Genomic DNA, 21,425 nt, shown 5'->3' on the forward strand with positions numbered 1-21,425 from the left:
GGGCATACCTCGGGTTCTTATGAGTTGTTTTGTGGCAGCAGGCTGGCCGGGTTGACGCGCGCATTGTTAAAGCGCACGCCCCAATGCAGGTGGGGGCCTGTGGCGCGACCGGTTGCACCGACGCTGCCGATCTGTTCTCCGGTTTTAATCCATTGTCCCTTGCTGACATTGGTTGCGTGCATATGTGAATAGACGGAAACTAATCCATTACCATGGCCGATGACGATGGTTTTTCCATTCAGGTACATATCGGTGACCATCAGTACGCTTCCTGCCAGTGGCAATCGGATGGGGGATCCTTCGGGGGCTGCGATATCGATGCCGGAATGCGGTGAGCGGGCTTCGCCATTGACATAGCGCTGGGCTCCGAAGGGGGTGGATACCTCACCGTTGACCGGTTGATAGTGCATCACGATATCCGGATTCGCCCGGACTGTTTCTGTGTAAGTGGCTTTAAGTGCCTTTACCTCTCGCTGAATGCGCGCGATGGTTTTTGCGTCAAATTCGGCCATTTTCTTTTCAACCGTAATCCGCGAGATACGGAACTCGCCCTTGTTCAGGTGCAGATGGTCGGAGGCCAGTACCTTGCTGCCATGTTGCCACTGTGCGGTATAGTCGCCCGGTTTGCTCTTCAGGTCGGCACCAATCCAGCCTCGCCAGCGGTGGTCGCCGAGTGATTTCAGCGGCCATGATTTGCCGAAACAGTGGAGCGTCGGAGCCTTGTCGTTAAGCGTCGTCTCAACGGTGATGACATCGCCCTGTGTCAGTGTGTATTCGGTTGCCTGAGCAGGGAGTGACCAGGCTGCCAGCAGTAGCAGGCAGGCATATCGTTTCATGTCGGAATCCTTTTTGTTGATTCGATGCGTGCAGCAGCCGAGCCATCCTGAAATTCAACTCGCAGCAGCGCTCCCGGCTGCAATTGTGCAATACGGGTGATCAGTTTGTCATCCTCATCGTAGTTCAGGCTATAGCCACGGGCAAGAATGTCCTGCTTGTCATAGTTGCGCAGCCGGCTGTCGAAGAGGGTCAGCAGTTGTTTGCGATCCGGAATAAAGTCGGCGCGCAATTGTCCCAGCCGCAGGGTGAGCGGTAGCAGTTGCTGTTTTTGTGGCGGCAGCAGATCGCGGCCGGCCAGTAGCAGTGACTGTTGTGTCTGGCGCGCGTGTCCGGTTTTGCGCTGCAGGTCGTGGTGCAAAACCTGGTGCAGCTGATTGACCCTTTGGCTCAGACGGTGGCGCTGTTGATGCAGTTGTCGCCCAGGCTCCATCGCGGCGAGTCTTTTCTCGACTGCTCTCAGGCGCTCCCGGCGTTGCTGCAACAGCGGAACGCGCTGATGACTCAGGCGACTGTGCAATTGTTCGCAGCGGTGGTGGCGACCATCCGTTCTGCGTTGCCATGCATGTTGCAGTCGATGGGCAAGTGCACTGCTGCGGTGGCGGGATTCGTTCAGGCGTTGCCGTAATATGCCGGCCATGCTGCTGACTTTGGGCAGGCGTCTATGCAGCTCCTGCCGTGACGGACAGGCCAGTTCTGCTGCATTGGAAGGGGTTGCAGCGCGCTGCGAGGCGGCAAAGTCCGCCAGTGTGATGTCGATTTCATGGCCAATGCCGGTCATGATCGGGATCGGGCTTTCGGCGATGGCGCGAACCACCGCCTCATCATTGAAGCACCACAGATCTTCAATGCTGCCGCCACCGCGGACGAGCAGAATCAGCTCAGGGGGCGCCGGCATGTCGATGAGCGCTTGCAGTGCGCGGGCAATGGTGGGAGGGGCGGCGGTTCCCTGTACCAGACAGGGGCTTAGCGTCAGTTGCAGCCAGGCCGGACGGGTGGCCAGTACTTTTTTGACATCTTCATATGCGGCTGCCGTGGCTGAGGTGACAATGCCAATGTGGTGAGGCAGCGGCGGCACGGGGTGTTTCCTGCCCGGCTCAAACCAGCCATAGCCGGCAAAGCGTTGTTTGCGCCGTTCAAATTCTGCTGCCAGCTGGCCTGCGCCGGCCGCTTCAATGCGGGTGACGACCAGCTGGTAGCTGCCGCGTGGTTCGTAGAGGCTGATATGGCCGGTGAAGATATATTCGCCCCCCTCTTCGGGTGCTTCACGCAGACGCAGGGCGGTGGAGCGCCAGACCACCGCAGCGATGGCGGCATGGGCGTCCTTGATGGTGAAGTAGAGGTGGCCGGAGGAGGGGCGGGTCAGGCGTGAGACCTCGCCGCTGACCGCAACATTGGCGAAGCCTTGCTCGAGCATCTGTTTGATGCGGGCGGTTAACTGGGTAACAGAAACGGGTGAAAGCGGGGCGTCGGACACCAGCCAATGATGGCAGGGCCGGGGGGGAGGTCAAATGAAGAGTGTAGCGGAGGGGCGGCCGTGCGAGGTTGGCCGGTGCAGAGGCCGGTTATTGTCCAGGTCACTGTCATCAGGCAAATAGGGCATCAACATCATGGCGCCGATGCAGCAGAGTGAAAGTGCTTCCGGCTCGTTATGCTCGCAGGTCGGACTGTTGTCCTGTTTTAATGGTCTGCAGGAACCCATGGGAACCTCCTTGTCGAAGATGCATGCATGCGAACAGGGTATGATGACACTGTAGTGACATGCGTGTGGCGTGGCTGTGACAGCATCAGCTGATGGCGGCTATGGCTGCCGGCTCTGAAAACGTGATCTGTCTGGAACATCGAGACGGTTGCAGCAAATCCCCGTTGCAGATCAACCGTTGCTTCTGCGTCATCCATATACAGGAAACCGTCGATGCCGATGGTGCGGGCGCGACGCATGACCGGGCTGTTACCGCCCCGGCAGAGGGCGATGAGCAGCGCCTGTGGCTGCTGCAGCTGCAGTTGTTGCAGGATCTCGATGCCCTGTCGGTTGGCCGGTGAGATATCAATGACAAACAGGCTGGCTGCGGGCAGCCGGGCCTGCCTGGGTGTTTCTGACGCTGATAGCAGGATGCATTCGTACCCCTGCTGCTCAAGCCAGTTAATCGCCTGTTGTCTGGCCGGTGAGTGGTGGCTGATGACGATAGCCATGTTATTCGGCTCTGAAAAATGGGTGTTCATGATGTGGTTTTCTTCCTCCGTTGCGAAGGCTATGGATTGAAGATGTCATGTTGGTGGCAATCCTGTTACAGTTCGATGACAATCGTCCTGTAATGACATGTTGCTGTCATGTTGGGCCGGTAGTGTGGCGTGCTGCATCCGTCACAGGCTGCCATCAATGGATAGTGTTCGGAGTTTGACCCCCATGAATCGAGGTGAGTGCTTGAAAGAGGAAGTTGAGTTATCGCTTGATAGCCCGGAGTTATATTTAAACAGGGATCTTAGCATGCTGGAGTTCAACCGGCGTGTGCTTGAGATGGCAGCGGACCCGAATGTTCCGTTGCTGGAGCGCTTACGTTTTCTTTGTATCTGCTCATCGAATATGGATGAGTTCTTTGAAGTGCGGGTTGCGATCCAGAAGCAATGGATGTCTGTTGGCTCAATGCGTAAGGGGGCCGATGGTCTGACCGCTGCCGAAATTCTCAAGCGGATCCGTGAGCAGGTGCTGGGAGTGGTGCGTGACCAGTATCAGCTGCTTAATGGTGAGCTTATTCCGGCGCTACGCGAGCAGGGGATCAGCTTTCTGCACCGGGCTGAATGGAATGACGAGCAGAAGGCCTGGATTCACAGCTTCTTTAACCGTGAGCTGCTTCCGGTATTAACCCCTATCGGACTGGATCCTGCGCACCCGTTTCCGCGTCTTCTCAACAAGATTCTTAACTTTATGGTGGCACTGGAAGGCAAGGATGCGTTCGGTCGTGATTCGAACTATGCCATTGTGCAGGCTCCCCGCTCGTTGCCCCGTATGATTCGGCTGCCGGATGAGGTGGCGACCTCCGAAAACTGCTATGTTTTTCTCTCATCGATTATTCATGCCCATGTCGGTGAGCTGTTTCCCGGCATGCGGGCAAAGTTCTGTCATCAGTTCCGTATTACCAGGGATAGCGAGCTGGATGTGGATGATGAGCTGGTGGACCTGAAACAGGCGATTGCCGGTGAGTTGCTGCAGCGTCGTTTCAGCCGCGCCGTGCGTTTGGAGGTATCCAACAAGTGCCCGGCCGAACTGTCCGATTTTCTGCTCGAAAAGTTCGGTTTGAAAGAGGACGATCTCTATCGGGTTGAGGGGCCGGTGAACCTTTACCGGATGGCTCTGGTTTGTGATCAGGTGGATCGACCTGATTTGAAGTACCCCGCATTTGAGCAGGCGACGCCTGCCCGGCTGCAGGGGGAGGATCGGGATCTGTTCAGGATTCTGAATGAAGGTGATGTGTTGCTGTATCACCCGTTCCACCGTTTTACCCCGGTGGTTGAGCTGTTGATGCAGGCGGCAAGTGACCCGCATGTGCTGGCCATCAAGCAGACGCTGTACCGGGTGGTGCCGGATTCGCCGATTGTGGATGCACTGGTCAAGGCAGCCCGTGCCAATAAAGAGGTGGTGGCCGTGATCGAGCTGCGCGCCCGATTTAATGAAGAGGATAATATTGCTCTGGCGGATCGTCTTTCCGCTGCCGGTGTGCAGGTGGTGTATGGCGTGGTGGGTTACAAAACCCACTGCAAGATGATGCTGATCGTTCGCCGCGAAGGGCGCTCGCTAAGGCGTTATGTGCATCTGGGAACCGGCAACTACCATACGGTGACCAGCCGTTTCTATACAGACTTCGGTCTGTTGAGCTGTGAACCGGATCTGGGTGAGGATGTACACCGGATTTTCCAGCAGCTGACCGGCATGGGGCGGGTATCCAAACTTAAAACCATGTTGCAGGCTCCCTTCTCCTTGCATAGTGGCCTGATTGAGCGCATCGGGGTGGAGGCAGCCAATGCCCGGGCAGGTGGTAAAGGCCGTATTATTGCCAAGATGAACGGTCTGGAAGAGCCGGAGATTATTCAGGCATTGTATCGTGCTTCGCAGAGCGGGGTGAAGATTGATCTGATTGTACGCGGCATCTGTTGCCTGCGTCCGGGTATCAAGGGAGTATCGGAAAATATCCGCGTTCGTTCCGTGCTGGGCCGCTTTCTTGAGCATACTCGCGTGTTCTACTTTTATAATGGGGGTGAGCCGGAAGTCTTGTGCGCCAGTGCCGACTGGATGAATCGCAATCTGCTCCGCCGTGTGGAGACCTGTTTCCCTGTACGCGATAAAAAACTCGCAAAAGACATTCTTAACCTTGGTCTGAGGCCATTTCTGGCTGATAACACGGGGGCCTGGAATTTGCGCAGGGATGGCGTGTATCAGCGGGTCCGCTCACCGAACAAGTCTCGCAGTGCCCAGTGGGAACTGATGGAGATTCTTGGCTGTATCAAGGGGTAGGTTTATCCCGTGCCTCCTGCAGCCATGGGATGCCCCGGCTTTCTGCCGGTCATCTCATGGCTGCAGCTGTCTGTGCGCATGGTTTAATTCTTTGTCATTACGTTGACATGAACGCTGCCTAGTTTTTCCCTGACTCCGGTAAACGGGGGACTGTGAGCCCCGCCGGGTCAAGGAGATACCGGATGCAGATATTGACCACACCCAGTCAATGGATCGACGGGAGAGGCTCGATCAGTCTTGCCGAACAGATGATTGCCTCACTCACCGGCCTGCACACTGTTTTCAAACCCTTATATACACTGGCTGGCAAGCCTATGGATGGCAGTCGGGCACAGTGCCTGTGTCGCACTCACGCTGCAGCTGTCGGTGATGGCGATGGGCAGGCATGTGTATGCATGCTTAACGCCCTGCGCAGTTTTGCCGCCCAGCAGATGCCCGGCTATCTTTACCTGGATGCGACACTCGCCGAGCTTGTCGATGAGCAGTATGCAGCCATGTTGTTAACGACTGCCGGGATGCTTGCGATCGATGCCGGCAGGCTGGTTGTTGTGGTCACAGGTGACGAGGCTCCGAACATGCCGATCCGGGCAATCCCCGCTTCTGTTGCCCGTCTGCGCAGTGCCGGCGTGGTCATTGCTGCTGCGATGTTGCGTGGCGGCAATCTCCAGCTGGCCCTGATTGAGCAATTGCAACCGCAGTGTCTGATGCTTTATGCCGATCAGCGCTACTGCCTCTCTCCCGCTACGGTTGCCTCCATGCTTGTGTTGTTGCCGCGTATGATCGGGCGGGCGGGCTGTTCGGTGATGTGTGACTATGTGGATGAGTCAAGGTCGGAGCTGACGATATGACGGGCGAGAATCACATCAGGAAACAGAGAGATGAGCTCTCCATACCATCCGGCTTGCATGTGACATGTGTAGAGCCGCTCTCCTCGCACATGATGTCAACGGCGGTGCTGGAGCGCTTTCGCAATGATGGTGAACTGGTGGCTTTGCCGGTGGTGGATGATCAGATGCGGCCGCTTGGTCTTGTCACCCGTCGCAAAACCCTTTCGGTGTTCGGGCATAAATTTTCCCATGAGCTAAACCGACGGAAGTCAGTGGATATTCTGATGGAGGATCAGGCCGTGATACTGGATGTCCATACCGGTATCGAGCAGGTGAGTCAGGCGATGACCGCCCGTGATGAGCAGTGTGTGTTTGATCCGGCGATTATGGTCTGTGACGGCAGCTATTGCGGGCTTCTTTCGGTGATTACGGTGTTGCGTGCCATTACCGGAATTCGCCTTGAACGTGCCTTTGACAGCAACCCGCTGACCCATTTGCCAGGCAATAACATTATCAATCGCGAGATCGATATGCGTCTGCAGGCACAAGCCTCCTTTGTGCTGGCATATATCGATCTGGACTATTTCAAGGTTTTCAATGATCACTACGGTTATGAGAGAGGCGATCGGGTGATCCAGCTGGTTGCCGGCATTTTGCGCCAGTCCGGCGCGGCCGGTGATTTTATCGGTCACATAGGCGGTGATGACTTTGTTATGTTATTGGCGCCATCGGAATGGCGTCTGCGGCTTGAGCGGGTGCTGCAGAGTTTTCAGCGGCAGTCGTTGCTGCTTTACGATGCTTCCGATCGTCAGTGCGGCTATCTGGTTGGTGAGAATCGCCAGGGTGACCGTATGCAGTTCAGCTTGATGAGTTTATCGATTGCAGTGGTTGAATGTGAGGGCGGCGTGTTTCAGTCGCACGTCGAGGTGGCAGAGGTGGCCGGCGAGGTGAAGCACAAGGCGAAGCTTGTTGCCGGAAACAGTATTGTGGTCAATCAGCGCCGCTATTAATCGCGAGCTCAGTTGTTTTCGGGGCTGGTAATGTCGATATGCATCGATCGGTTGAATGCCTGCTCGATATAATCGGATGTTTGCAGGACAGCCCAGCGTTCAAGTAGCAGATCACCCTCGCCATTGAGGACAAGCTCGATCTGCTTTTTGTCGGTATGTACCTGTATGTTGTGGACTCTGTTGCGTCGCTCTTTGTTCAGGGCGATGCCAAGGCGAAGAAGGGCGCTGAGTTGCCAGACCTTCTTCTGATCCTCTTGCGGCAGGGCAGCGAAGCCTTCGTGTGTATCGGATGGCGGCCCTTTACGCTGGTAGCGGACAACCTGAGCCAGCAACATCTTCTCCCGATCACTCAGGCCGAGCAGTGGCGAGACTGAAATGACATAGCCGGCATGCCGGTGGTGGCCGCCCACACGTATATACATACCGATTTCATGAACCAGCCCGGCAACCTCCAGCAGCAGCCGCTCCAGCGGTCCCAGTTTGTGCAGTTCGGTTAACTGGTCAAAGAGTGCCAGCGACAGGCTGGCAACGTGTTTGGCATATCTCTGGTCGACGTGATATTTTCTTTTCAGGCTGCGAGTCCAGGCGATCAGGTTTTTTCGTTTGGACAGGAAGGTGCGCTCTTCCCCGTCCACCATATCGAGGATGACACCGTCAAGCAGTCCTGCATCGGGCATTTCCATGATTTTTGCACCGGCAAGTGACATGATTTCGTGAAACACCATGGCTGCCGGCAGGATCACATCGGCTCTGTCCGGGCGCAGGCCAAGATCGCGAACGCGTTCTTCAAAGGTCAGGGCGGACAGCTTCTCAATCAGTGTGGCTAATTGTTTGCGCGTGATGGTCTGTATGGATGGTGTCGCCAGCAGCTGATTGGCCAGCTCTCCGATGGCGCTGGCATTGCCTCCGGTTGCAATACACAGATCGGCTTTGCGTCGACCGATTTGCTCGCGAATTTTCTTGCGCGTGGCATCAAGGTATTCCGATAACAGGGTATTAAAGTTGCCACCCTGTCCCATCATTTCGAGCAATCGCACCGTACCGATCTTGAAGCTTTGTGAGGCAATGACCTCACCGTTATCGCAGAGTGTGACCTCGACGCTGCCGCCGCCCATATCGACCAGCAGGGTGAACTTGTTGTTAAGATCAACGCGGCGCGAGATCGAGTAGTGCACCAGCCGGGCCTCTTCCTCACCACTGATCAGTTCGAGCCGGATATTGGCCTCATCCTGAATGCGCTTGACCAGCTCTGCCCCATTGCGGGAGTCACGCATGGCACTGGTTGCAGTGGCCCGGTAAATGCCGATTTGATGCTGATCAAGGATACGGCGGAATTGCCGGAATGCTTCCACGGCGTTTTCCATCGTTGCGGGGCTCAAAACTCCGGTCGTGAATGCATCATGTCCGAGTCGTACAGCTTCCCGATAACGCTGGATCAGAATCGGCATACCATTGGCATCGCGCGTGGCAACACCCATGCGGATCGCATTCGATCCTACATCGATAGCAGCCACCATGGCGCCCGGTTCAGGCGGTGTCTCATGTGCAATCAGGGTGACGATCTCCATAGTGGCGATCATACGTTTCAGCGAGGGAATAGCCATATCGATGTGTTGCCCTGCGCGGATCAGCTACAGAAGAGAACGGGGCGATGAAAGGGGCGGCCGACTTGCATTAAGGTGCTTTTTACAATATTTTAAAGGGAGTGCTGATGCGCCGGATGGCGACAGATCAGTCTCTCCCCGGGGGAAGCATGGGGAGACCTGCCAACGGCAGGTGAATCATGGAGACGCGATGGAATACAGCTCCCTCAATGATACCCTGATTATGCTGGCTGCGACGGTGTTTGTTGTGGTTTTTTTTCTGCGTATCGGGTTGCCGCCGATCCTGGCTTATCTCGTCGTCGGGGCGAGCATTGGTCCGTACGGTCTGGGGCTGGTGTACGATGTTGATCAGATTCGTCTGTTGTCGGAATTTGGTGTTGTTTTGCTGCTGTTTACCATCGGGCTGGAATTTTCCATTGCCATTCTCTCCCGGATGAAGTCGACGTTGCTTGGGCTTGGCAGTGCGCAGGTGCTGTTGACGGCAGCTGTGACGACAGCACTGGCACTGCTTGCCGATCGTTCGCCGGGGAGTGCTCTGGTGCTGGGCGGTGTGGTTGCCATGTCATCGACGGCACTGGTGACCAAACAGCTGGCTGATCAGGCCGAACTGCAAACCCGGCATGGCAGGAACAGTCTCGGTATTCTGTTGTTTCAGGATCTGATGGTGGTGCCTTTTCTGATTCTGGTTGCCATGCTGAGCGGTACATCGGTTGAAATATCGACCTGGACCGTGGTGGTTGCTCTGGGTGAAGGTGTGTTTGCGCTGCTGCTTATTTTTGCCATCGGGCGATGGGTGCTGAGACCGCTGTTCCGGGAGGTGGCAAGGTTTCATTCAGCGGAGCTGTTTACCCTGACCGTCTTGCTGGTTGTACTTTGTTCCGCCTGGATGACCCATCAGATCGGTCTGACCTTTGCGCTGGGGGCTTTCCTCGCCGGTGTCATGCTGAGTGAAACCGAGTTTCGTCATCAGGTGGAGTCGGAGATTCGTCCTTTCCGGGATGTCCTGCTGGGTCTGTTTTTTATCGCCGTTGGTATGATGCTCAATATCTCCCTGCTGCCCGATCTGTGGGGGTGGGTGATTGGCATGCTGTTGCTGTTGATTGCCGGCAAACTGGTGCTGGTTGCGTTGTTCTGTCGTATGGCCGGCTGGAATGGGGCCGTATCGTTGCGAACCGGCATTATTCTGGCACATGGGGGGGAGTTCGGTTTCGCTATTCTCATTCTGGCTATGGAGGCGGGGGTGCTGCGACCGGTTGAAGGGCAGCTGATGCTGGCGGTGATGCTGTTGAGCCTGATGCTGGCACCATTACTGATCCGTTATAATGGCCAGATTGTGAGTCTCCTGTTACCGGAGTCGGTGACAAAAAGCAGGCAGCAGATCAGGGATGGTATCCTTGAAACAGCCGGTGCACTTGATCGGCATGTGATTGTCTGTGGTTACGGTCGGGTAGGGCAGCACTCGCTCGATCTGTTGCTCAGCGAAGGGATTGCGTGCATGGCAATCGAGCTTGAACCGGAGCTGGTGACGCAGGGGGTCAGTTGCGGAAAGCCTGTCTCATATGGTGATGCGGGGAGTCTGGAGCTTCTCTATGCCTGTGGTGTCAGCAGGGCGGCAGCGGTCGTGATCAGTATGATTGATTTCCATACAGCGATGAAAATTATTTGCCGCATCCGTTCGGTGGATAGTGAGCTGCCGATTATTGTCCGGACACGCAAGGAGATTCATCTCTACCAGTTTTATCAGGCAGGGGCTACCGAGGTGGTAGCCGATACATTCGGAAGTGATCAGATGATTACGGCAGGGATGATCGGCAAGTATACAGGTGTGGCTGAGCATGAGATTGCTGTGGTGGCGAACGGAGCCGGCATCTGATTTGCAAGCACAGGAACAGTGACTCGGGCATCATGCCCTCGCCCTGCGGGCGGCTGTTGGCCGTCCGGTCGGCTCCTCCCTCTTTGTCACGCTTTTGTCTTGGCGAACTGATTTTTGCCAGGAGGGCATCCATCAGCACCTCCCTATGGCAGCTGTTGTGAGCGGGCGATTTCAACCTGGTGTGCTTTCCAGTCACGGTGGTATTTCATAATGGCGACAATCTCTTCCACATCATCGGTCAGTTTGATCAGATCAAGATCCTCGGCTGTGATCAGTCCGTATTTGAGAACGTAATTTCTGATCCAGTCGAGTAATCCACCCCAGAATTCACTGCCATATAATACCAGCGGCATCGGAAATGTTTTGTGTGTTTGCATCAGTGTGAGCGATTCGAAGAACTCATCGAGTGTGCCAAAGCCGCCGGGCATGCAGACATATCCCATCGAATATTTGACGAACATGACCTTGCGTACGAAGAAGTAGCGGAAATCAAGAGAGAGATTCTGATAGGGATTGGGGGTTTGCTCCTGTGGCAGCATGATGTTCAGGCCGACCGATTTCCCTCCACCGGTACGTGCCCCCTTGTTGGCGGCTTCCATGATGCCGGGGCCTCCTCCGGAGATGACGGCGAACCCTTCTTCTGCCAGACGGCAGGCCAGTTGTTCGGTCGCCTGATAGGCAGCGTCGCCGGGTTGTGTGCGTGCCGAGCCGAAGATCGAGATGGCGAATGGCAAGGTGCCGAGCTTTTCAAACCCTTCGGTGAATTCGCTGATAATCCTGAATATGCGCCAGGCTTCCGAACCTTTCAGATCCTCCATGACAGAGCCCTCCATGCCACGGGATTATAAAGAATCCGGTTGAAAAATCACCTCTTGAGCAGATGGACATGATGTCGGCTCCATGTAGTGTTTAAGGCCATCCGGGGAGATGGCTGAGTGGTTGCTGTCCAGACAACAATCAGCCTGTGCATGAGGTTCTTGTGCAGAGTGAAATAACCGCGAAGCGTAGTTGTTCGAATTCCCGCCGGGATATAAAGGAGCGTTTGTCCGATGCAGGTGCTGATCAGTTATCACTCCGACTATGGTAGTACGGCAAAAATGGCGGAGGCGATTGCGGCCGGTTACAGGGCGGCATCTCCTGCGGCCCGGGTTGTTGTTCAGACAGTGACGCAGACGACGCTGGATGATCTGGCGGCGGCGGATGTGATTCTGCTCGGTACGCCTGTGCATATGGGCTCAATGGCCTGGCCGATGAAAAAGCTTATCGATGAGGGCGCCAGGCTGTGGATGGATGGCGCGCTTGAAGGCAAGGTGGGCGGAGTCTTTGCCAGTGGCGGCGGCCTGGGTGGCGGCGGTGGCGGTGTTGAACAGACGCTGGTATCACTGCACTCCAACTTTCTTGCCCATGGCATGGTTGTGGTCGGTTTTCCGAAATCGCTGCCCGGCTATGCCGATGGCGGCTTGCCGTGGGGTGTTTACGGGCGTACGGGCAATCACCAGGGGATGCCGGGCGGCATTTCCGATGCTTCGCTGAGGGCGGCCCGCAGTTACGGTGCGCATGTGGCGGAGATCGCCGGGCGTCTGCTCTCCTGAACAGGAGGCCGCTTCAGGCTGGTGCTGCATAGACAACAGGGGCCGCGTAGACGGCCCCTGTGTGTTTCTCATGATCCTCTATTTGTCCGCTTGCAGGTAGAGGTAGGTCACACCACCGCTGACGCCCAGGCCGGTCGAACCTTCGATGGCTGGCTGCAGAGAGATGCTGTCGTTACCACCGCCCAGCAGTACCTGGGCGCCAAGGCCTGCCCCGACTGTGGCCGAGCCGCCACCGCCAATGTATTTGCCGGCCAGTTTGTGATTGCCCTTACGAACATCCGCAGCAAAGACGGTAAACGCAATCGTGCTTTCACGTTTATAGCTAAGATCCACGCCGAAGCCGACGCCGGTTTCACCGATGTAGTGTTCAGTACCGCTGCCATCGGTGGATACAAAGTCACAACGTACATCGACGGTGGAGTGTAATAGCAGATTCATACCTGAGTTTGGTACGGTTTTACAGGTTAATACGCCGATTTTTGTGCCGGATGTCGACTCGCCGGCCATGACTTGAGGTACAGCGGCCAGTACGAGTGCCAATGCAATCGCGCCGGTGGTGCCAAGTTTTGTAAGCGTGTGTTTCATGTCTGACTCCTTTCATTGACGGGATGCTCTCCCTGCCGGGAGCAGGTATGATTATAGACCAAGGCAAATGAAATAATACAGGGCCATGTGGTTGTGTTGTGCCGGCTTTTGCCACACCCGTATCGATGCGCACCTGCCACGGCGGGGCAGGTGCGGGCAGCGGTCAGATCCAGGTCAGAGTCGTGCGTTGGTTGTCGGAAGAGGGGCGGAGCTTTATCGCTGTCGCAAAAGCTCCGGCCCTGTTTCAATGATAAACTCAACCCGGCGGTTTTTTGCCCGTCCTTCGGCGGTGGCATTGGATGCGACCGGTCGTGTGTCGGCATAGCCGGAAGCGTGCAGACGTCCCGGTTCTATGCCGAAATCAATCAGTGCCTTGACCACGGAGGTTGCCCTGGCAGATGAAAGCTCCCAGTTGGAGCGATTGTTGGCCGTATCAAGCGGCGTACTGTCGCTATGGCCGGCCACCTCTATTTTTCCACTGTAGGTTTGCAGCACCCTGGCAAGGTTTTTCAGCGGGACCCTGGCGGACTCTTCCAGCTGATCCTGGCCTGCCCTGAATAGCAGTTTTGCATCCATCTGCAGACGAATCTGGCCGGGTGAAACCTTGAAATCCATGACGCCGCCGAGGGAGTTGCTGCCCAGAATGCGCTGCAGGCTTTCCTCGTCACCATTGCGCTGGCCGTGGCGTTGAATGGTGGCGTTGTCGGAGACCGGTGTCCCCTCTGTCGAGGTGACTTGCGGTGATGTCGGGGACTGCATTTTAACGCCTGCTTTTGAGTGGCTGATTGCCCCCATGATGATAAAGAGGGCGAGCAGCAGCGTCATCAGATCAAGGTAGGCGACCATCCACCCTTCATGGGTGATCTCATACTCCTCTTCATGTTCGCGCTCCTCCATATCGCTGAGGATATGGCTGCGGATGCTCTCCATGCCGGATTTCCCGGTAATGATTTCAGTTTTCTGGCTCATCAGAAATCATCATCCAGATTGCGTTGTTGTTTGGATGCCCTCCGGCCGGGTTGCTCCAGTTCATCTGCTCCCGTTGAGCTGCTGCCGCGGCGTAGTTCATCATCATGATGGGCGGAGAATGACTTCAGGGTTTCACGGATAAAGACCGGGCTGCGATTGCCGGCGAGCATAATGGTACCCTCAACAATCATGCGCATGATCATGGCCCGTTTTTCGGTGCGTCGCTCCAGCTTGATGGCAATGGGTTTGAATATCAGGTTGGACAAAATCAGGCCATACAGCGTGGTCATCAGTGCCACGGCCATATTGTGGCCCACATTGAGCATGTCCGGGCCATTGATGCCAAAAAGCATATTCACCATGCCCACCAGTGTGCCGAACATGCCGAAGGCCGGTGCATACACGCTCATCACATGAAAAATATGGGCCTCGGCACGCTCCTGCTCACGTAATCGCTTGATGCGCCATTGCAGGATATTGACGATCTCATCGGTCGGTGTGTTGTCGATGACCAGCTGGATGGCTGTTTTCAGAAAAGGGTTGGGAATGCGCTCGAGCTGATCCTCAATGCGGGCAAGGTCGCCATGGCGACGCAGGCGGGCGGCATGGGCAATCTCGGAGATGTCATCCTGAATCGAATATTCATGGCTGCGAAATGCATTGCCAAGGACCCGGAAGACCTTGGTCAGTTCATGGGTTGGAAAGCTGACCAGTGTTGCAGCAATGGTGCCGCCAATCACAATCAGCAGGCCTGGCATATTCAGGTAGATATCCGGTTGTACGGCGGACAGGAAGACGGAGAGAACAATCAGCCCGATGCCGACCATGATTCCGGCGATGGTGGATAGATCCATAGTGAGACTCTCCTTGGCATGCTTTGTCGTGGTGGCCAGGACTCGCTGCACGGGCGGGCAGGCCGGTTGATTGATTGCAACAGATTCAGCAATAATCAGGCCAATACATCATGTCGCAGAATAGCTGGTGTTTTTCCGGGCATCGTCAGTTCATTGACGGGGATGTATCCAAATGATTGGCAGGTAATATGCTTGGTTGTATCCGGCCCGATATGCAGACATGTGTGTGCCGTATGCGGGTGGACTGGGTTTACGGGGAGGTTTTGATGTCGTTGCGCTGGGTTTGGAGCATGCTGGCATTTATGATTGTGGTTGTGGTTGGCGCGGTCATGATGGTGAGTATTAACAGCATTGAGCAGCAGACGTGGGAGTCTGGTGAGCGTGATCAGGGTAGTCTGCTGGCGACCTTGCTGGCTGATGAGCTGAAGGTGCCGATGATGGCAAACAGTCGTGCAGAGGTGGATACCCTGATTCAGCTGTTTATGCAGCGCGTACCCGATGTGCAGGTCTATCTGCAGTGGTCCAATGGTGAAGAGGAGCACTTCGGTGATCTGGCAACGCCTGCGGTGGTGAGCGGTATGAAAGCCTTTCCATCTGTTGCCGCACCGGTGGCCGGCGCAGCACAGTGGTATGCTGTTTCCGTGCGTTATAATACGGCATCTCTGGGGGCGCTGGCTCTTTATAACCCCGGCAAGGCCTGGGCCGGTTATGCCGATCAGATCAAATGGCGCCTTGGCGGCGTGGCGGTGCTGATGGCGTTGATGACATCCTTGCTGGCGTTTGTCATGGGGGGGCGTGTTCGCGGGCAGCTCAGGCTGCTTGCCCGGGCATCCAAACGAATTGCCAGCGGCGATTTTTCCGCTCATCTGCCTGTGCGTTCGACCGATGAGTTCGGACGGGCATTTCATCAGTTTAACCAGATGGTTTCGGCACTCGAACAGCGGGAGAAGCTGCATGACCTTTATGGCAGCTACCAGCGGCCCCAGCTGGTTGCTGATGAGTATGATCGCAATGCCCACCGGATGGAGAAAAGAAAAGAGGTGGCGGTAGTGGCCATCGATGTTGTGGATTACAACGGTAACGGTGTGGCCGGCTCGCAGGAGGATGCGTTGCACACGCTGAATCGCTGTTTCACCCTGTTTCAGCATGTGGCGCATGAATTCGGTGGTCATGTCGATCGCTTTGCCGGTGATGGCATGGTGATGGTATTCAATCACCCGTTTGATCTGAAATGTTATGAGAATCAGGCGGCCAAGGCGGGGATGGCCATTGTCGAGATTTGCAAACGCCTGGAGAGCGAAGGGGGGAGTTCTGTCCGTTTCAGGGTTGGTTTTGCGCTTGGCGAGGTCATGATTGGCTATCTCGGAGTCGGACGTCGCAAGCAGCTGACGATTGCCGGTGCTCCTGTTGCTCTGGCGATTCAGCTTGCCGGAATTGTTGAGGCGGACGGGCTTGTCGCGCTGCAGGGAACCATGCTTGCACTTGGCCATGGATTCCGGCCGAAAGAGCTGGGCTCTCGTATATTACCGGATGGCAGTGAGGTTCGCTGTATTACCGTTCTTCCCGGTGAGCTCTATGTGGAGCAGGAGGTGGCTGCGGTGGTCGAAAAGCAGTTTCAGCAGATGGCTCCTGCGGCGGGGCAGTATGAGGACGATGATGAGGGCTGGTGAGTGGTACCCGGGGCGTTGCTGATTGATAGCCACCCCGGCAGAAGTCAGCCCGCAATGACAAATTTGCAGCGCTGCCCTTGTTTATCAAATATCAAACACTTACGTGCCTGCTTTTGTGAGGTCGTCCATGCTCTGTCTGCAAGTGCAGAGCAGTGTCCCCCGTTATCGGCAATGAAATTCAAGTGTTATGCCCTGATGGTTGCATTGCAGACGGCTCCAGCAGCTGTATGGCATGGATAATTGACGGGTGGCAGCAATCGGGGCGCCGAGAGCCATGCTGATGAGCATGCGCAGACTGCCTGAATGGGATACCAGCAGCAGGTGCTGCCCCTGACAGGTGGCGATGGTTTCGGTGAGCCAGCTGTGCAGGCGAAGCCGAAGCTCTTCCGGTGATTCACCTCCGGGAGGGCGCATGCCGGTCGGGTCCCGGCGCCACTGTTCAATCATACCCGGGAATTCACGCCCGATTTCTGCAGCGGTTTTATCTTCCCAGGCGCCGTAGTGCATTTCGGCCACGCGCGGCTCGATGATACAGGGAATATCTTGCTGCTTTGCCCAGGCGGTTGCCGGATTTGCGCAGCGTGAAAGCGGAGATGTGACAATACAGTCAATGTGGCCGGCCAGCTGCTGCCATACGGCATCCATGCTGTTATAGCCATCCTGCGTCAGTATTCCTTCTGTTTGGCCACGGTATTTGACGCCGCCTTGCAGTGCACCGTGGCGCAATAAATCCAGTGTCAGCATCTCTTCTCCTGCAGTTGTTGGGGTGTTACTGATTCATATTCAGCGTGCTCATAAGGCGGTTCGTGCCGTTCTGTTATTGTGCAAAGCTCATGGCCGGCATTGAAATCCGATTCACTTGTACCTTGTCGGAGAGGGGGATGTGGTCGTCGGTTATCTTTCATCCCTATCTGCTTTCCGGTTTTGCACGGGTGAAAAATGCGCTATGGTGCACGCCAGATCAACAAAAGGAAGATGCCAGTGACGGAAGATTTTGATTTGAACGATGCGAAAAATATCGAAGCAATGAAACATGTACGCGGTTTGCTGGAGTATATGGGCGAGGATGTTGATCGCGAAGGGCTGCAGGAGACGCCGGCGCGCGTGCTGTCAGCCATGACTGAACACTTTTCCGGTTATCATGAGGACCCGCGTGACCACCTGCTCAAGACCTTTGAAGAGGTGGAGGGATATGACGAGGTTGTGCTGGTATCCGATATCGATGTGCACAGCCATTGCGAACATCATCTTGTCCCCTTTGTGGGCAAGGCGCATGTGGCTTATATCCCGCGCGGACGCGTGGTTGGTCTCTCCAAGCTGGCTCGAGTGGTGGATGGTTATGCCAAGCGCCTGCAGGTGCAGGAGAAGCTGACGATGCAAATCGCCAATGCCATTGAAGAGGTGCTGGAGCCGGAGGGCGTGGCGGTGATTGTTCAGTGTCAGCACTTCTGCATGTGCCATCGCGGTGTGCACAAGCCCAACTCCTGGACAACGACCTCCAAGCTGACCGGGGCATTTCTGAATAATCCATCCTCGCGGCTGGAGCTGTTTCAGTTGATCGGGATGAATAAGTCAACCGGCTGATGCCGGGGTTTGTTTGACAGCTACTGCAAGGTGTGATTCCCGACACATACGCCTGAGCATGCTGCAGCTATCAATCGGTTTGCTGAAACACAAAAACCGAATGGAGTGTGGTGTGATGAGAAAATTGTTGATGACCTCATTTGTAGTCTACGTCATGGTTTATGCGGCACTGAGTGTGCCTCAACTGGCACTGGCCGATGAAAGTGTCTGGGACAAGACCCGGTCCGGTGCTTCCGAAGTGTGGGGGAATACAAGGCAGGCTGCCGATGGCGCCGGACACTGGACGCTGGTTCATGCCGGTAAGGCATGGGATGCGACCTGCGATGGCGCCCGTCATTTGGCGGTGTGGACCGGTGAGAAGCTCTCTGCCGGCTGGCAGGCGACCCGGAATGGTGCAAAAGAGGTGGCATCACTGCACTGATCGGGCTCACCTCTGAGCTTGATGCGACGGGGGCCGGTTTATCTGATGATGAATCGCAGGCGGGCTGTTATGCCTTCCTGCGATGAAACATCAGCTTGCGGCGATACTCTTCCGGGTCCTTGGTTTGGGTCATGGCGCCGCCACGCGGGTAAATGGCGTCATAGAGGCGTGATACCCAGAAGCGGAGGGCTCCAAGTCTGAGCAGCAACGGCAATGCCTCCCGCTCCTGCTGTTGCAGTGGCCGCAGCTTTTCATAACCGGAAAGGAATGCGTCCATGCGTTGCTGATCATGATCACCAAGCAGAACGGCCTGGGCATTGAGTGTAATGGCGATGTCCATAGCGAAGGCTGCATCATGAGCGTAGTAAAAATCGATGATGCCGCTGGCCTGATCGCCATCAAACAGGATGTTGTCGACAAACAGATCACCGTGAATCACACCGCGAGGCAGTGAGCTCCAGTCAAGGGCGCGTTGCGATGTCAGCTCATCTGTCAGTAGTTCTGCTGCATCCCTGCCGTAGATGGAGGCGGTTTTTTCCACAACCTCTGCAATCTTTCCTGCCAGCCACTCAGGGCCGGTCGGATTACTTCTGTGCTCATCAAAGTCTGCCCCGGCCAGATGAAGGCGGGCCAGTGACTCGCCGGATGAGCGCAGCTGTGCCATATTAAGTGCATCCAGTGTCTTGCCGGACAGGCAGGAGACAATGCACCCCTGTTTTCCATTTGTTTCAAACAGCAGCGAGCCGTCATGGCGTGCCATGACGTCCGGGCACGACAGGCCGTTGGTCGCCAGGTGTTTCATCAGGCGCATGAAATAGGGCAGCTCTTCCGCCTGCATGCGTTCAAAGATGGTCAGTACATAACGGCCCGAGTCGGTGATGATAAAATAGTTGGAGTTTTCGATACCGGCGGCAATGCCCTGAAAATCGTGTAGCTGCCCGAGATTGTAATCGGCCAGTATGGCAGTGAAGTCGGATGAGTTCAGTTCAGTATAAACAGACATGAGCGTTACTCTAGAAGCCTGTCGTGCTTTGGCAAATCAGCGTTGCCCGGAAGCATGCGGGATGGAAGGCCATTGTTCACCATGGCTGCAGCCGCTAGCGTTGTCGATCTTCAGAAAGCGGGTGAATCAATGGATAAAATTATCATTCAGGGTGGAATTGCCCTCTCTGGTACAATTGAGGCCAGCGGTGCAAAGAATGCAGCGCTGCCATTGCTGGCGGCAGCGATTCTGGTGGACGGGCCGGTAACCTACCGGCGCATTCCCCATTTGCGTGATATTTCGACGATGATGACGTTGCTGGCCTGGCAGGGGGCGGATGTCTCCTATGATGATCAATACTGTCTGCATGTGGATACACGGGCTGCGACCAAGGCGGAGGCTCCCTATGAGCTGGTGAAAACCATGCGTGCCTCTTCGCTGGTGCTGGGGCCGTTGCTGACCCGTTTTGGCGAAGCCAGGGTGAGTCTGCCCGGTGGTTGTGCCATCGGTGCGCGTCCGATTGATATGCATTTGCAGGGGCTTGAGGCCATGGGTGCGACCATCGAGGTGGAGCAGGGTAATATTGTTGCCCGCGCACCGGGCGGATTGAAGGGGGCACGGATTGTCTTTGATCAGGTGACTGTGACCGGTACCGAAAATCTGATGATGGCAGCGGTGCTGGCAAAGGGCGAAACGGTACTGGAAAACGCCGCCCGCGAACCTGAAATTGTCAATCTGGCCGAGTCATTGCGTGGGCTTGGTGCCCTGATCGAGGGCGATGGCGGCAACCGGATTGTGATTCGCGGTGTTGAGCGACTGCATGGCGGTGAGATGACCACCATTGCCGATCGTATTGAAGCGGCCACCTATCTGGCCGCCGGACTGATTACCGGCGGTGATGTGACGGTGACCGGTGTTGATCCGTCAATGCTGGAGGCGTTTCTGGCCAAGGTTCGGGGCGCTGGTGCGCTGGTGGAAACGGGGGATGATTTTATTCGTTGCAAGGCTTTGGGGCGACTCCGCTCGGTTGATATTCACACATTGCCTCATCCCGGCTTTCCGACAGACCTTCAGGCCCAGTTCATGGCGCTGATGACGCTGGCCGAAGGTGTCAGTGTGATCCGTGAAACCATTTTTGAGAATCGCTTTATGCATGTGCAGGAGCTGGCGCGCATGGGGGCTGATATCCGTCTGGATGGCAACACTGCGGTTGTGCACGGCAGGGCGGTTCTTTCCGGTGCGCCGGTCATGGCGACCGATTTGCGCGCTTCGGCCTCGCTGGTGTTGGCAGGGCTGGCGGCAAAGGGGGAGACAACGGTGTCGCGTGTATATCATATTGATCGCGGTTATGAGCGTATTGAAGAAAAACTGAGCAAGCTTGGTGCTCGTATTGAGCGGGTCAGTGCAAGCGAAAACTGGATGCAGGGGGGGCATTTCAATGGCTGATCAACGGGTATTGACCATTGCCCTGTCCAAGGGGCGGATTCTTGAGCAGACGCTGCCACTGCTGGCTGCAGCAGGGCTTACGCCGGCTGAAGATGTGGAAACAACGCGCAAACTGATGGTGGACGGCGACTATAAGGGGACGCCGGTGCGTTTTCTGATTATTCGTGCGGCCGATGTCTGCACCTATGTGGAGCAGGGTGCTGCCGATATGGGTGTCGCCGGTCGTGATTCACTGCTGGAGTACAGACCGCGTGTCTATGAGCCGCTCGACCTTGAGATCGGTCGCTGCCGCATGTGTGTGTGTGGTCCCAAAGAGCTGGTTGAGGGGGGCGTGCCCGGGCGAGGCAGCCGCATCCGGGTGGCGACAAAGTATGACCATCTGGCCTCACAGTATTTCCTGACTCAGGGGGTACAGGCCGAGATTATTCATCTGTACGGTTCAATGGAGCTGGCGCCTCTGGTCGGCATGGCAGAACGGATTGTTGATCTGGTTGAAACTGGCGGTACGCTCAAGGCCAATGGACTGGTGGAAGAGACGACGCTGTATCATATTTCCAGTCGTCTGATTGTGAATCCTGCAAGCTTTGCGACGCGCAGGAAACAGGTGGGTGAAATTATCGCCGGGCTGCGCCAGGCAGTTAAAATGAAAGGCAACGGGTAAGGT

At 56.0% G+C, this 21,425-nt stretch carries 20 protein-coding genes; 10 read left to right on the forward strand and 10 right to left on the reverse strand.

Translation table 11 applies throughout. The annotated features are described in order from the left end of the window. Window positions 1-17: 17 nt before the first annotated feature. The 3 genes from FEF65_RS01285 to FEF65_RS01295 all read right to left on the reverse strand — a co-directional run bounded on the left by FEF65_RS01285 (window position 18) and on the right by FEF65_RS01295 (window position 3,057). Window positions 18-836, reverse strand: a complete 819-nt coding sequence (locus tag FEF65_RS01285; RefSeq protein ID WP_138237965.1) for a M23 family metallopeptidase — start codon at window positions 834-836, stop codon at window positions 18-20. After that, a complete protein-coding gene (gene xseA, locus FEF65_RS01290) occupies window positions 833-2,311 on the reverse strand; it encodes an exodeoxyribonuclease VII large subunit (protein WP_238701100.1) in 1,479 nt (492 codons plus the stop codon). The genes FEF65_RS01285 and xseA overlap by 4 nt, the downstream gene beginning before the upstream one ends. 203 nt (window positions 2,312-2,514) lie before the next feature. Continuing rightward, a complete protein-coding gene (locus FEF65_RS01295) occupies window positions 2,515-3,057 on the reverse strand; it encodes a hypothetical protein (RefSeq protein WP_161595148.1) in 543 nt (180 codons plus the stop codon). A gap of 184 nt (window positions 3,058-3,241) precedes the next feature. On the opposite strand from FEF65_RS01295, the gene ppk1 reads away from it, so the two are divergent. The 3 genes from ppk1 to FEF65_RS01310 all read left to right on the forward strand — a co-directional run bounded on the left by ppk1 (window position 3,242) and on the right by FEF65_RS01310 (window position 7,181). Then, a complete protein-coding gene (gene ppk1 / locus FEF65_RS01300; RefSeq protein ID WP_170304401.1) occupies window positions 3,242-5,344 on the forward strand; it encodes a polyphosphate kinase 1 in 2,103 nt (700 codons plus the stop codon). Between the two features lie 182 nt (window positions 5,345-5,526). Further along, complete coding sequence (locus FEF65_RS01305) at window positions 5,527-6,192, forward strand: hypothetical protein (protein WP_138237968.1); 666 nt, start codon at window positions 5,527-5,529, stop codon at window positions 6,190-6,192. After that, window positions 6,189-7,181 (forward strand): GGDEF domain-containing protein, encoded by a 993-nt coding sequence (locus FEF65_RS01310; RefSeq protein ID WP_138237969.1) that lies wholly within the window; start codon window positions 6,189-6,191, stop codon window positions 7,179-7,181. Before FEF65_RS01305 ends, FEF65_RS01310 begins: the two co-directional genes overlap by 4 nt. 8 nt (window positions 7,182-7,189) lie before the next feature. Here the strand turns inward: FEF65_RS01310 and FEF65_RS01315 are convergent, their stop codons facing one another. Continuing rightward, entirely contained in the window at window positions 7,190-8,785 is a 1,596-nt protein-coding gene (locus FEF65_RS01315; RefSeq protein ID WP_238701101.1) for a Ppx/GppA phosphatase family protein, read from the reverse strand. Window positions 8,786-8,975: 190 nt separating this feature from the next. On the opposite strand from FEF65_RS01315, the gene FEF65_RS01320 reads away from it, so the two are divergent. Continuing rightward, window positions 8,976-10,658 (forward strand): cation:proton antiporter, encoded by a 1,683-nt coding sequence (locus FEF65_RS01320; protein WP_138237970.1) that lies wholly within the window; start codon window positions 8,976-8,978, stop codon window positions 10,656-10,658. Between the two features lie 143 nt (window positions 10,659-10,801). Here FEF65_RS01320 and FEF65_RS01325 read toward each other — a convergent pair whose 3' ends face one another. Next, on the reverse strand, window positions 10,802-11,476 hold the full coding sequence (locus FEF65_RS01325) for an LOG family protein (RefSeq protein ID WP_202978175.1): 675 nt from the start codon (window positions 11,474-11,476) through the stop codon (window positions 10,802-10,804). Between the two features lie 231 nt (window positions 11,477-11,707). Here FEF65_RS01325 and FEF65_RS01330 point away from each other — a divergent pair, with 231 nt between their 5' ends. Beyond that, window positions 11,708-12,250, forward strand: a complete 543-nt coding sequence (locus FEF65_RS01330; protein ID WP_138237972.1) for an NAD(P)H-dependent oxidoreductase — start codon at window positions 11,708-11,710, stop codon at window positions 12,248-12,250. 78 nt (window positions 12,251-12,328) lie between these two features. Here FEF65_RS01330 and FEF65_RS01335 read toward each other — a convergent pair whose 3' ends face one another. From FEF65_RS01335 to FEF65_RS01345, 3 genes are all read right to left on the reverse strand, one after another. Beyond that, on the reverse strand, window positions 12,329-12,835 hold the full coding sequence (locus tag FEF65_RS01335) for a DUF992 domain-containing protein (RefSeq protein WP_138237973.1): 507 nt from the start codon (window positions 12,833-12,835) through the stop codon (window positions 12,329-12,331). Between the two features lie 213 nt (window positions 12,836-13,048). Continuing rightward, window positions 13,049-13,804, reverse strand: a complete 756-nt coding sequence (locus FEF65_RS01340) for an OmpA/MotB family protein (protein WP_138237974.1) — start codon at window positions 13,802-13,804, stop codon at window positions 13,049-13,051. Beyond that, window positions 13,804-14,658 carry a motility protein A gene (locus tag FEF65_RS01345; protein WP_138238095.1) on the reverse strand — a complete coding sequence of 285 codons (855 nt, stop codon included), beginning with the start codon at window positions 14,656-14,658 and terminating at the stop codon, window positions 13,804-13,806. Before FEF65_RS01345 ends, FEF65_RS01340 begins: the two co-directional genes overlap by 1 nt. A 266-nt stretch (window positions 14,659-14,924) precedes the next feature. On the opposite strand from FEF65_RS01345, the gene FEF65_RS01350 reads away from it, so the two are divergent. Then, a complete protein-coding gene (locus FEF65_RS01350; protein WP_138237975.1) occupies window positions 14,925-16,328 on the forward strand; it encodes an adenylate/guanylate cyclase domain-containing protein in 1,404 nt (467 codons plus the stop codon). Window positions 16,329-16,490: 162 nt separating this feature from the next. Here the strand turns inward: FEF65_RS01350 and FEF65_RS01355 are convergent, their stop codons facing one another. Beyond that, window positions 16,491-17,072 (reverse strand): histidine phosphatase family protein, encoded by a 582-nt coding sequence (locus FEF65_RS01355; protein WP_138237976.1) that lies wholly within the window; start codon window positions 17,070-17,072, stop codon window positions 16,491-16,493. A 237-nt stretch (window positions 17,073-17,309) separates the two neighbouring features. Between FEF65_RS01355 and folE the strand changes: the two genes are divergently transcribed. Together folE and FEF65_RS01365 are read left to right on the forward strand one after the other, a co-directional pair. Further along, window positions 17,310-17,912 carry a GTP cyclohydrolase I FolE gene (gene folE, locus FEF65_RS01360; protein ID WP_138238096.1) on the forward strand — a complete coding sequence of 201 codons (603 nt, stop codon included), beginning with the start codon at window positions 17,310-17,312 and terminating at the stop codon, window positions 17,910-17,912. Between the two features lie 115 nt (window positions 17,913-18,027). After that, complete coding sequence (locus FEF65_RS01365; protein WP_138237977.1) at window positions 18,028-18,333, forward strand: hypothetical protein; 306 nt, start codon at window positions 18,028-18,030, stop codon at window positions 18,331-18,333. 67 nt (window positions 18,334-18,400) lie between these two features. On the opposite strand, the gene FEF65_RS01370 is transcribed toward FEF65_RS01365, so the two are convergent. After that, entirely contained in the window at window positions 18,401-19,336 is a 936-nt protein-coding gene (locus FEF65_RS01370) for a homoserine kinase (RefSeq protein ID WP_138237978.1), read from the reverse strand. 129 nt (window positions 19,337-19,465) lie between these two features. On the opposite strand from FEF65_RS01370, the gene murA reads away from it, so the two are divergent. Together murA and hisG are read left to right on the forward strand one after the other, a co-directional pair. Next, on the forward strand, window positions 19,466-20,761 hold the full coding sequence (murA, locus tag FEF65_RS01375) for a UDP-N-acetylglucosamine 1-carboxyvinyltransferase (protein WP_138237979.1): 1,296 nt from the start codon (window positions 19,466-19,468) through the stop codon (window positions 20,759-20,761). Continuing rightward, on the forward strand, window positions 20,754-21,422 hold the full coding sequence (gene hisG / locus FEF65_RS01380; RefSeq protein ID WP_138237980.1) for an ATP phosphoribosyltransferase: 669 nt from the start codon (window positions 20,754-20,756) through the stop codon (window positions 21,420-21,422). Before murA ends, hisG begins: the two co-directional genes overlap by 8 nt. The last annotated feature ends 3 nt before the right edge of the window (window positions 21,423-21,425 follow it).

Source organism: Mariprofundus erugo, assembly GCF_005818865.1.
Classification (GTDB): domain Bacteria; phylum Pseudomonadota; class Zetaproteobacteria; order Mariprofundales; family Mariprofundaceae; genus Mariprofundus; species Mariprofundus erugo.

Excerpts from the sequence above, each read along its gene's own strand:
- FEF65_RS01365 (WP_138237977.1), top strand. The coding sequence starts at position 18,028 with ATGAGAAAATTGTTGATGACCTCATTTGTAGTCTACGTCATGGTTTAT.
- FEF65_RS01285 (WP_138237965.1), bottom strand. The coding sequence starts at position 836 with ATGAAACGATATGCCTGCCTGCTACTGCTGGCAGCCTGGTCACTCCCT.
- FEF65_RS01350 (WP_138237975.1), top strand. The coding sequence starts at position 14,925 with ATGTCGTTGCGCTGGGTTTGGAGCATGCTGGCATTTATGATTGTGGTT.
- FEF65_RS01335 (WP_138237973.1), bottom strand. The coding sequence starts at position 12,835 with ATGAAACACACGCTTACAAAACTTGGCACCACCGGCGCGATTGCATTG.
- FEF65_RS01320 (WP_138237970.1), top strand. The coding sequence starts at position 8,976 with ATGGAATACAGCTCCCTCAATGATACCCTGATTATGCTGGCTGCGACG.
- FEF65_RS01325 (WP_202978175.1), bottom strand. The coding sequence starts at position 11,476 with ATGGAGGATCTGAAAGGTTCGGAAGCCTGGCGCATATTCAGGATTATC.
- FEF65_RS01370 (WP_138237978.1), bottom strand. The coding sequence starts at position 19,336 with ATGTCTGTTTATACTGAACTGAACTCATCCGACTTCACTGCCATACTG.
- hisG (WP_138237980.1), top strand. The coding sequence starts at position 20,754 with ATGGCTGATCAACGGGTATTGACCATTGCCCTGTCCAAGGGGCGGATT.
- FEF65_RS01330 (WP_138237972.1), top strand. The coding sequence starts at position 11,708 with ATGCAGGTGCTGATCAGTTATCACTCCGACTATGGTAGTACGGCAAAA.
- FEF65_RS01310 (WP_138237969.1), top strand. The coding sequence starts at position 6,189 with ATGACGGGCGAGAATCACATCAGGAAACAGAGAGATGAGCTCTCCATA.
- murA (WP_138237979.1), top strand. The coding sequence starts at position 19,466 with ATGGATAAAATTATCATTCAGGGTGGAATTGCCCTCTCTGGTACAATT.
- FEF65_RS01340 (WP_138237974.1), bottom strand. The coding sequence starts at position 13,804 with ATGAGCCAGAAAACTGAAATCATTACCGGGAAATCCGGCATGGAGAGC.
- FEF65_RS01355 (WP_138237976.1), bottom strand. The coding sequence starts at position 17,072 with ATGCTGACACTGGATTTATTGCGCCACGGTGCACTGCAAGGCGGCGTC.
- FEF65_RS01305 (WP_138237968.1), top strand. The coding sequence starts at position 5,527 with ATGCAGATATTGACCACACCCAGTCAATGGATCGACGGGAGAGGCTCG.
- FEF65_RS01295 (WP_161595148.1), bottom strand. The coding sequence starts at position 3,057 with ATGAACACCCATTTTTCAGAGCCGAATAACATGGCTATCGTCATCAGC.
- ppk1 (WP_170304401.1), top strand. The coding sequence starts at position 3,242 with ATGAATCGAGGTGAGTGCTTGAAAGAGGAAGTTGAGTTATCGCTTGAT.
- FEF65_RS01315 (WP_238701101.1), bottom strand. The coding sequence starts at position 8,785 with ATGGCTATTCCCTCGCTGAAACGTATGATCGCCACTATGGAGATCGTC.
- FEF65_RS01345 (WP_138238095.1), bottom strand. The coding sequence starts at position 14,658 with ATGGATCTATCCACCATCGCCGGAATCATGGTCGGCATCGGGCTGATT.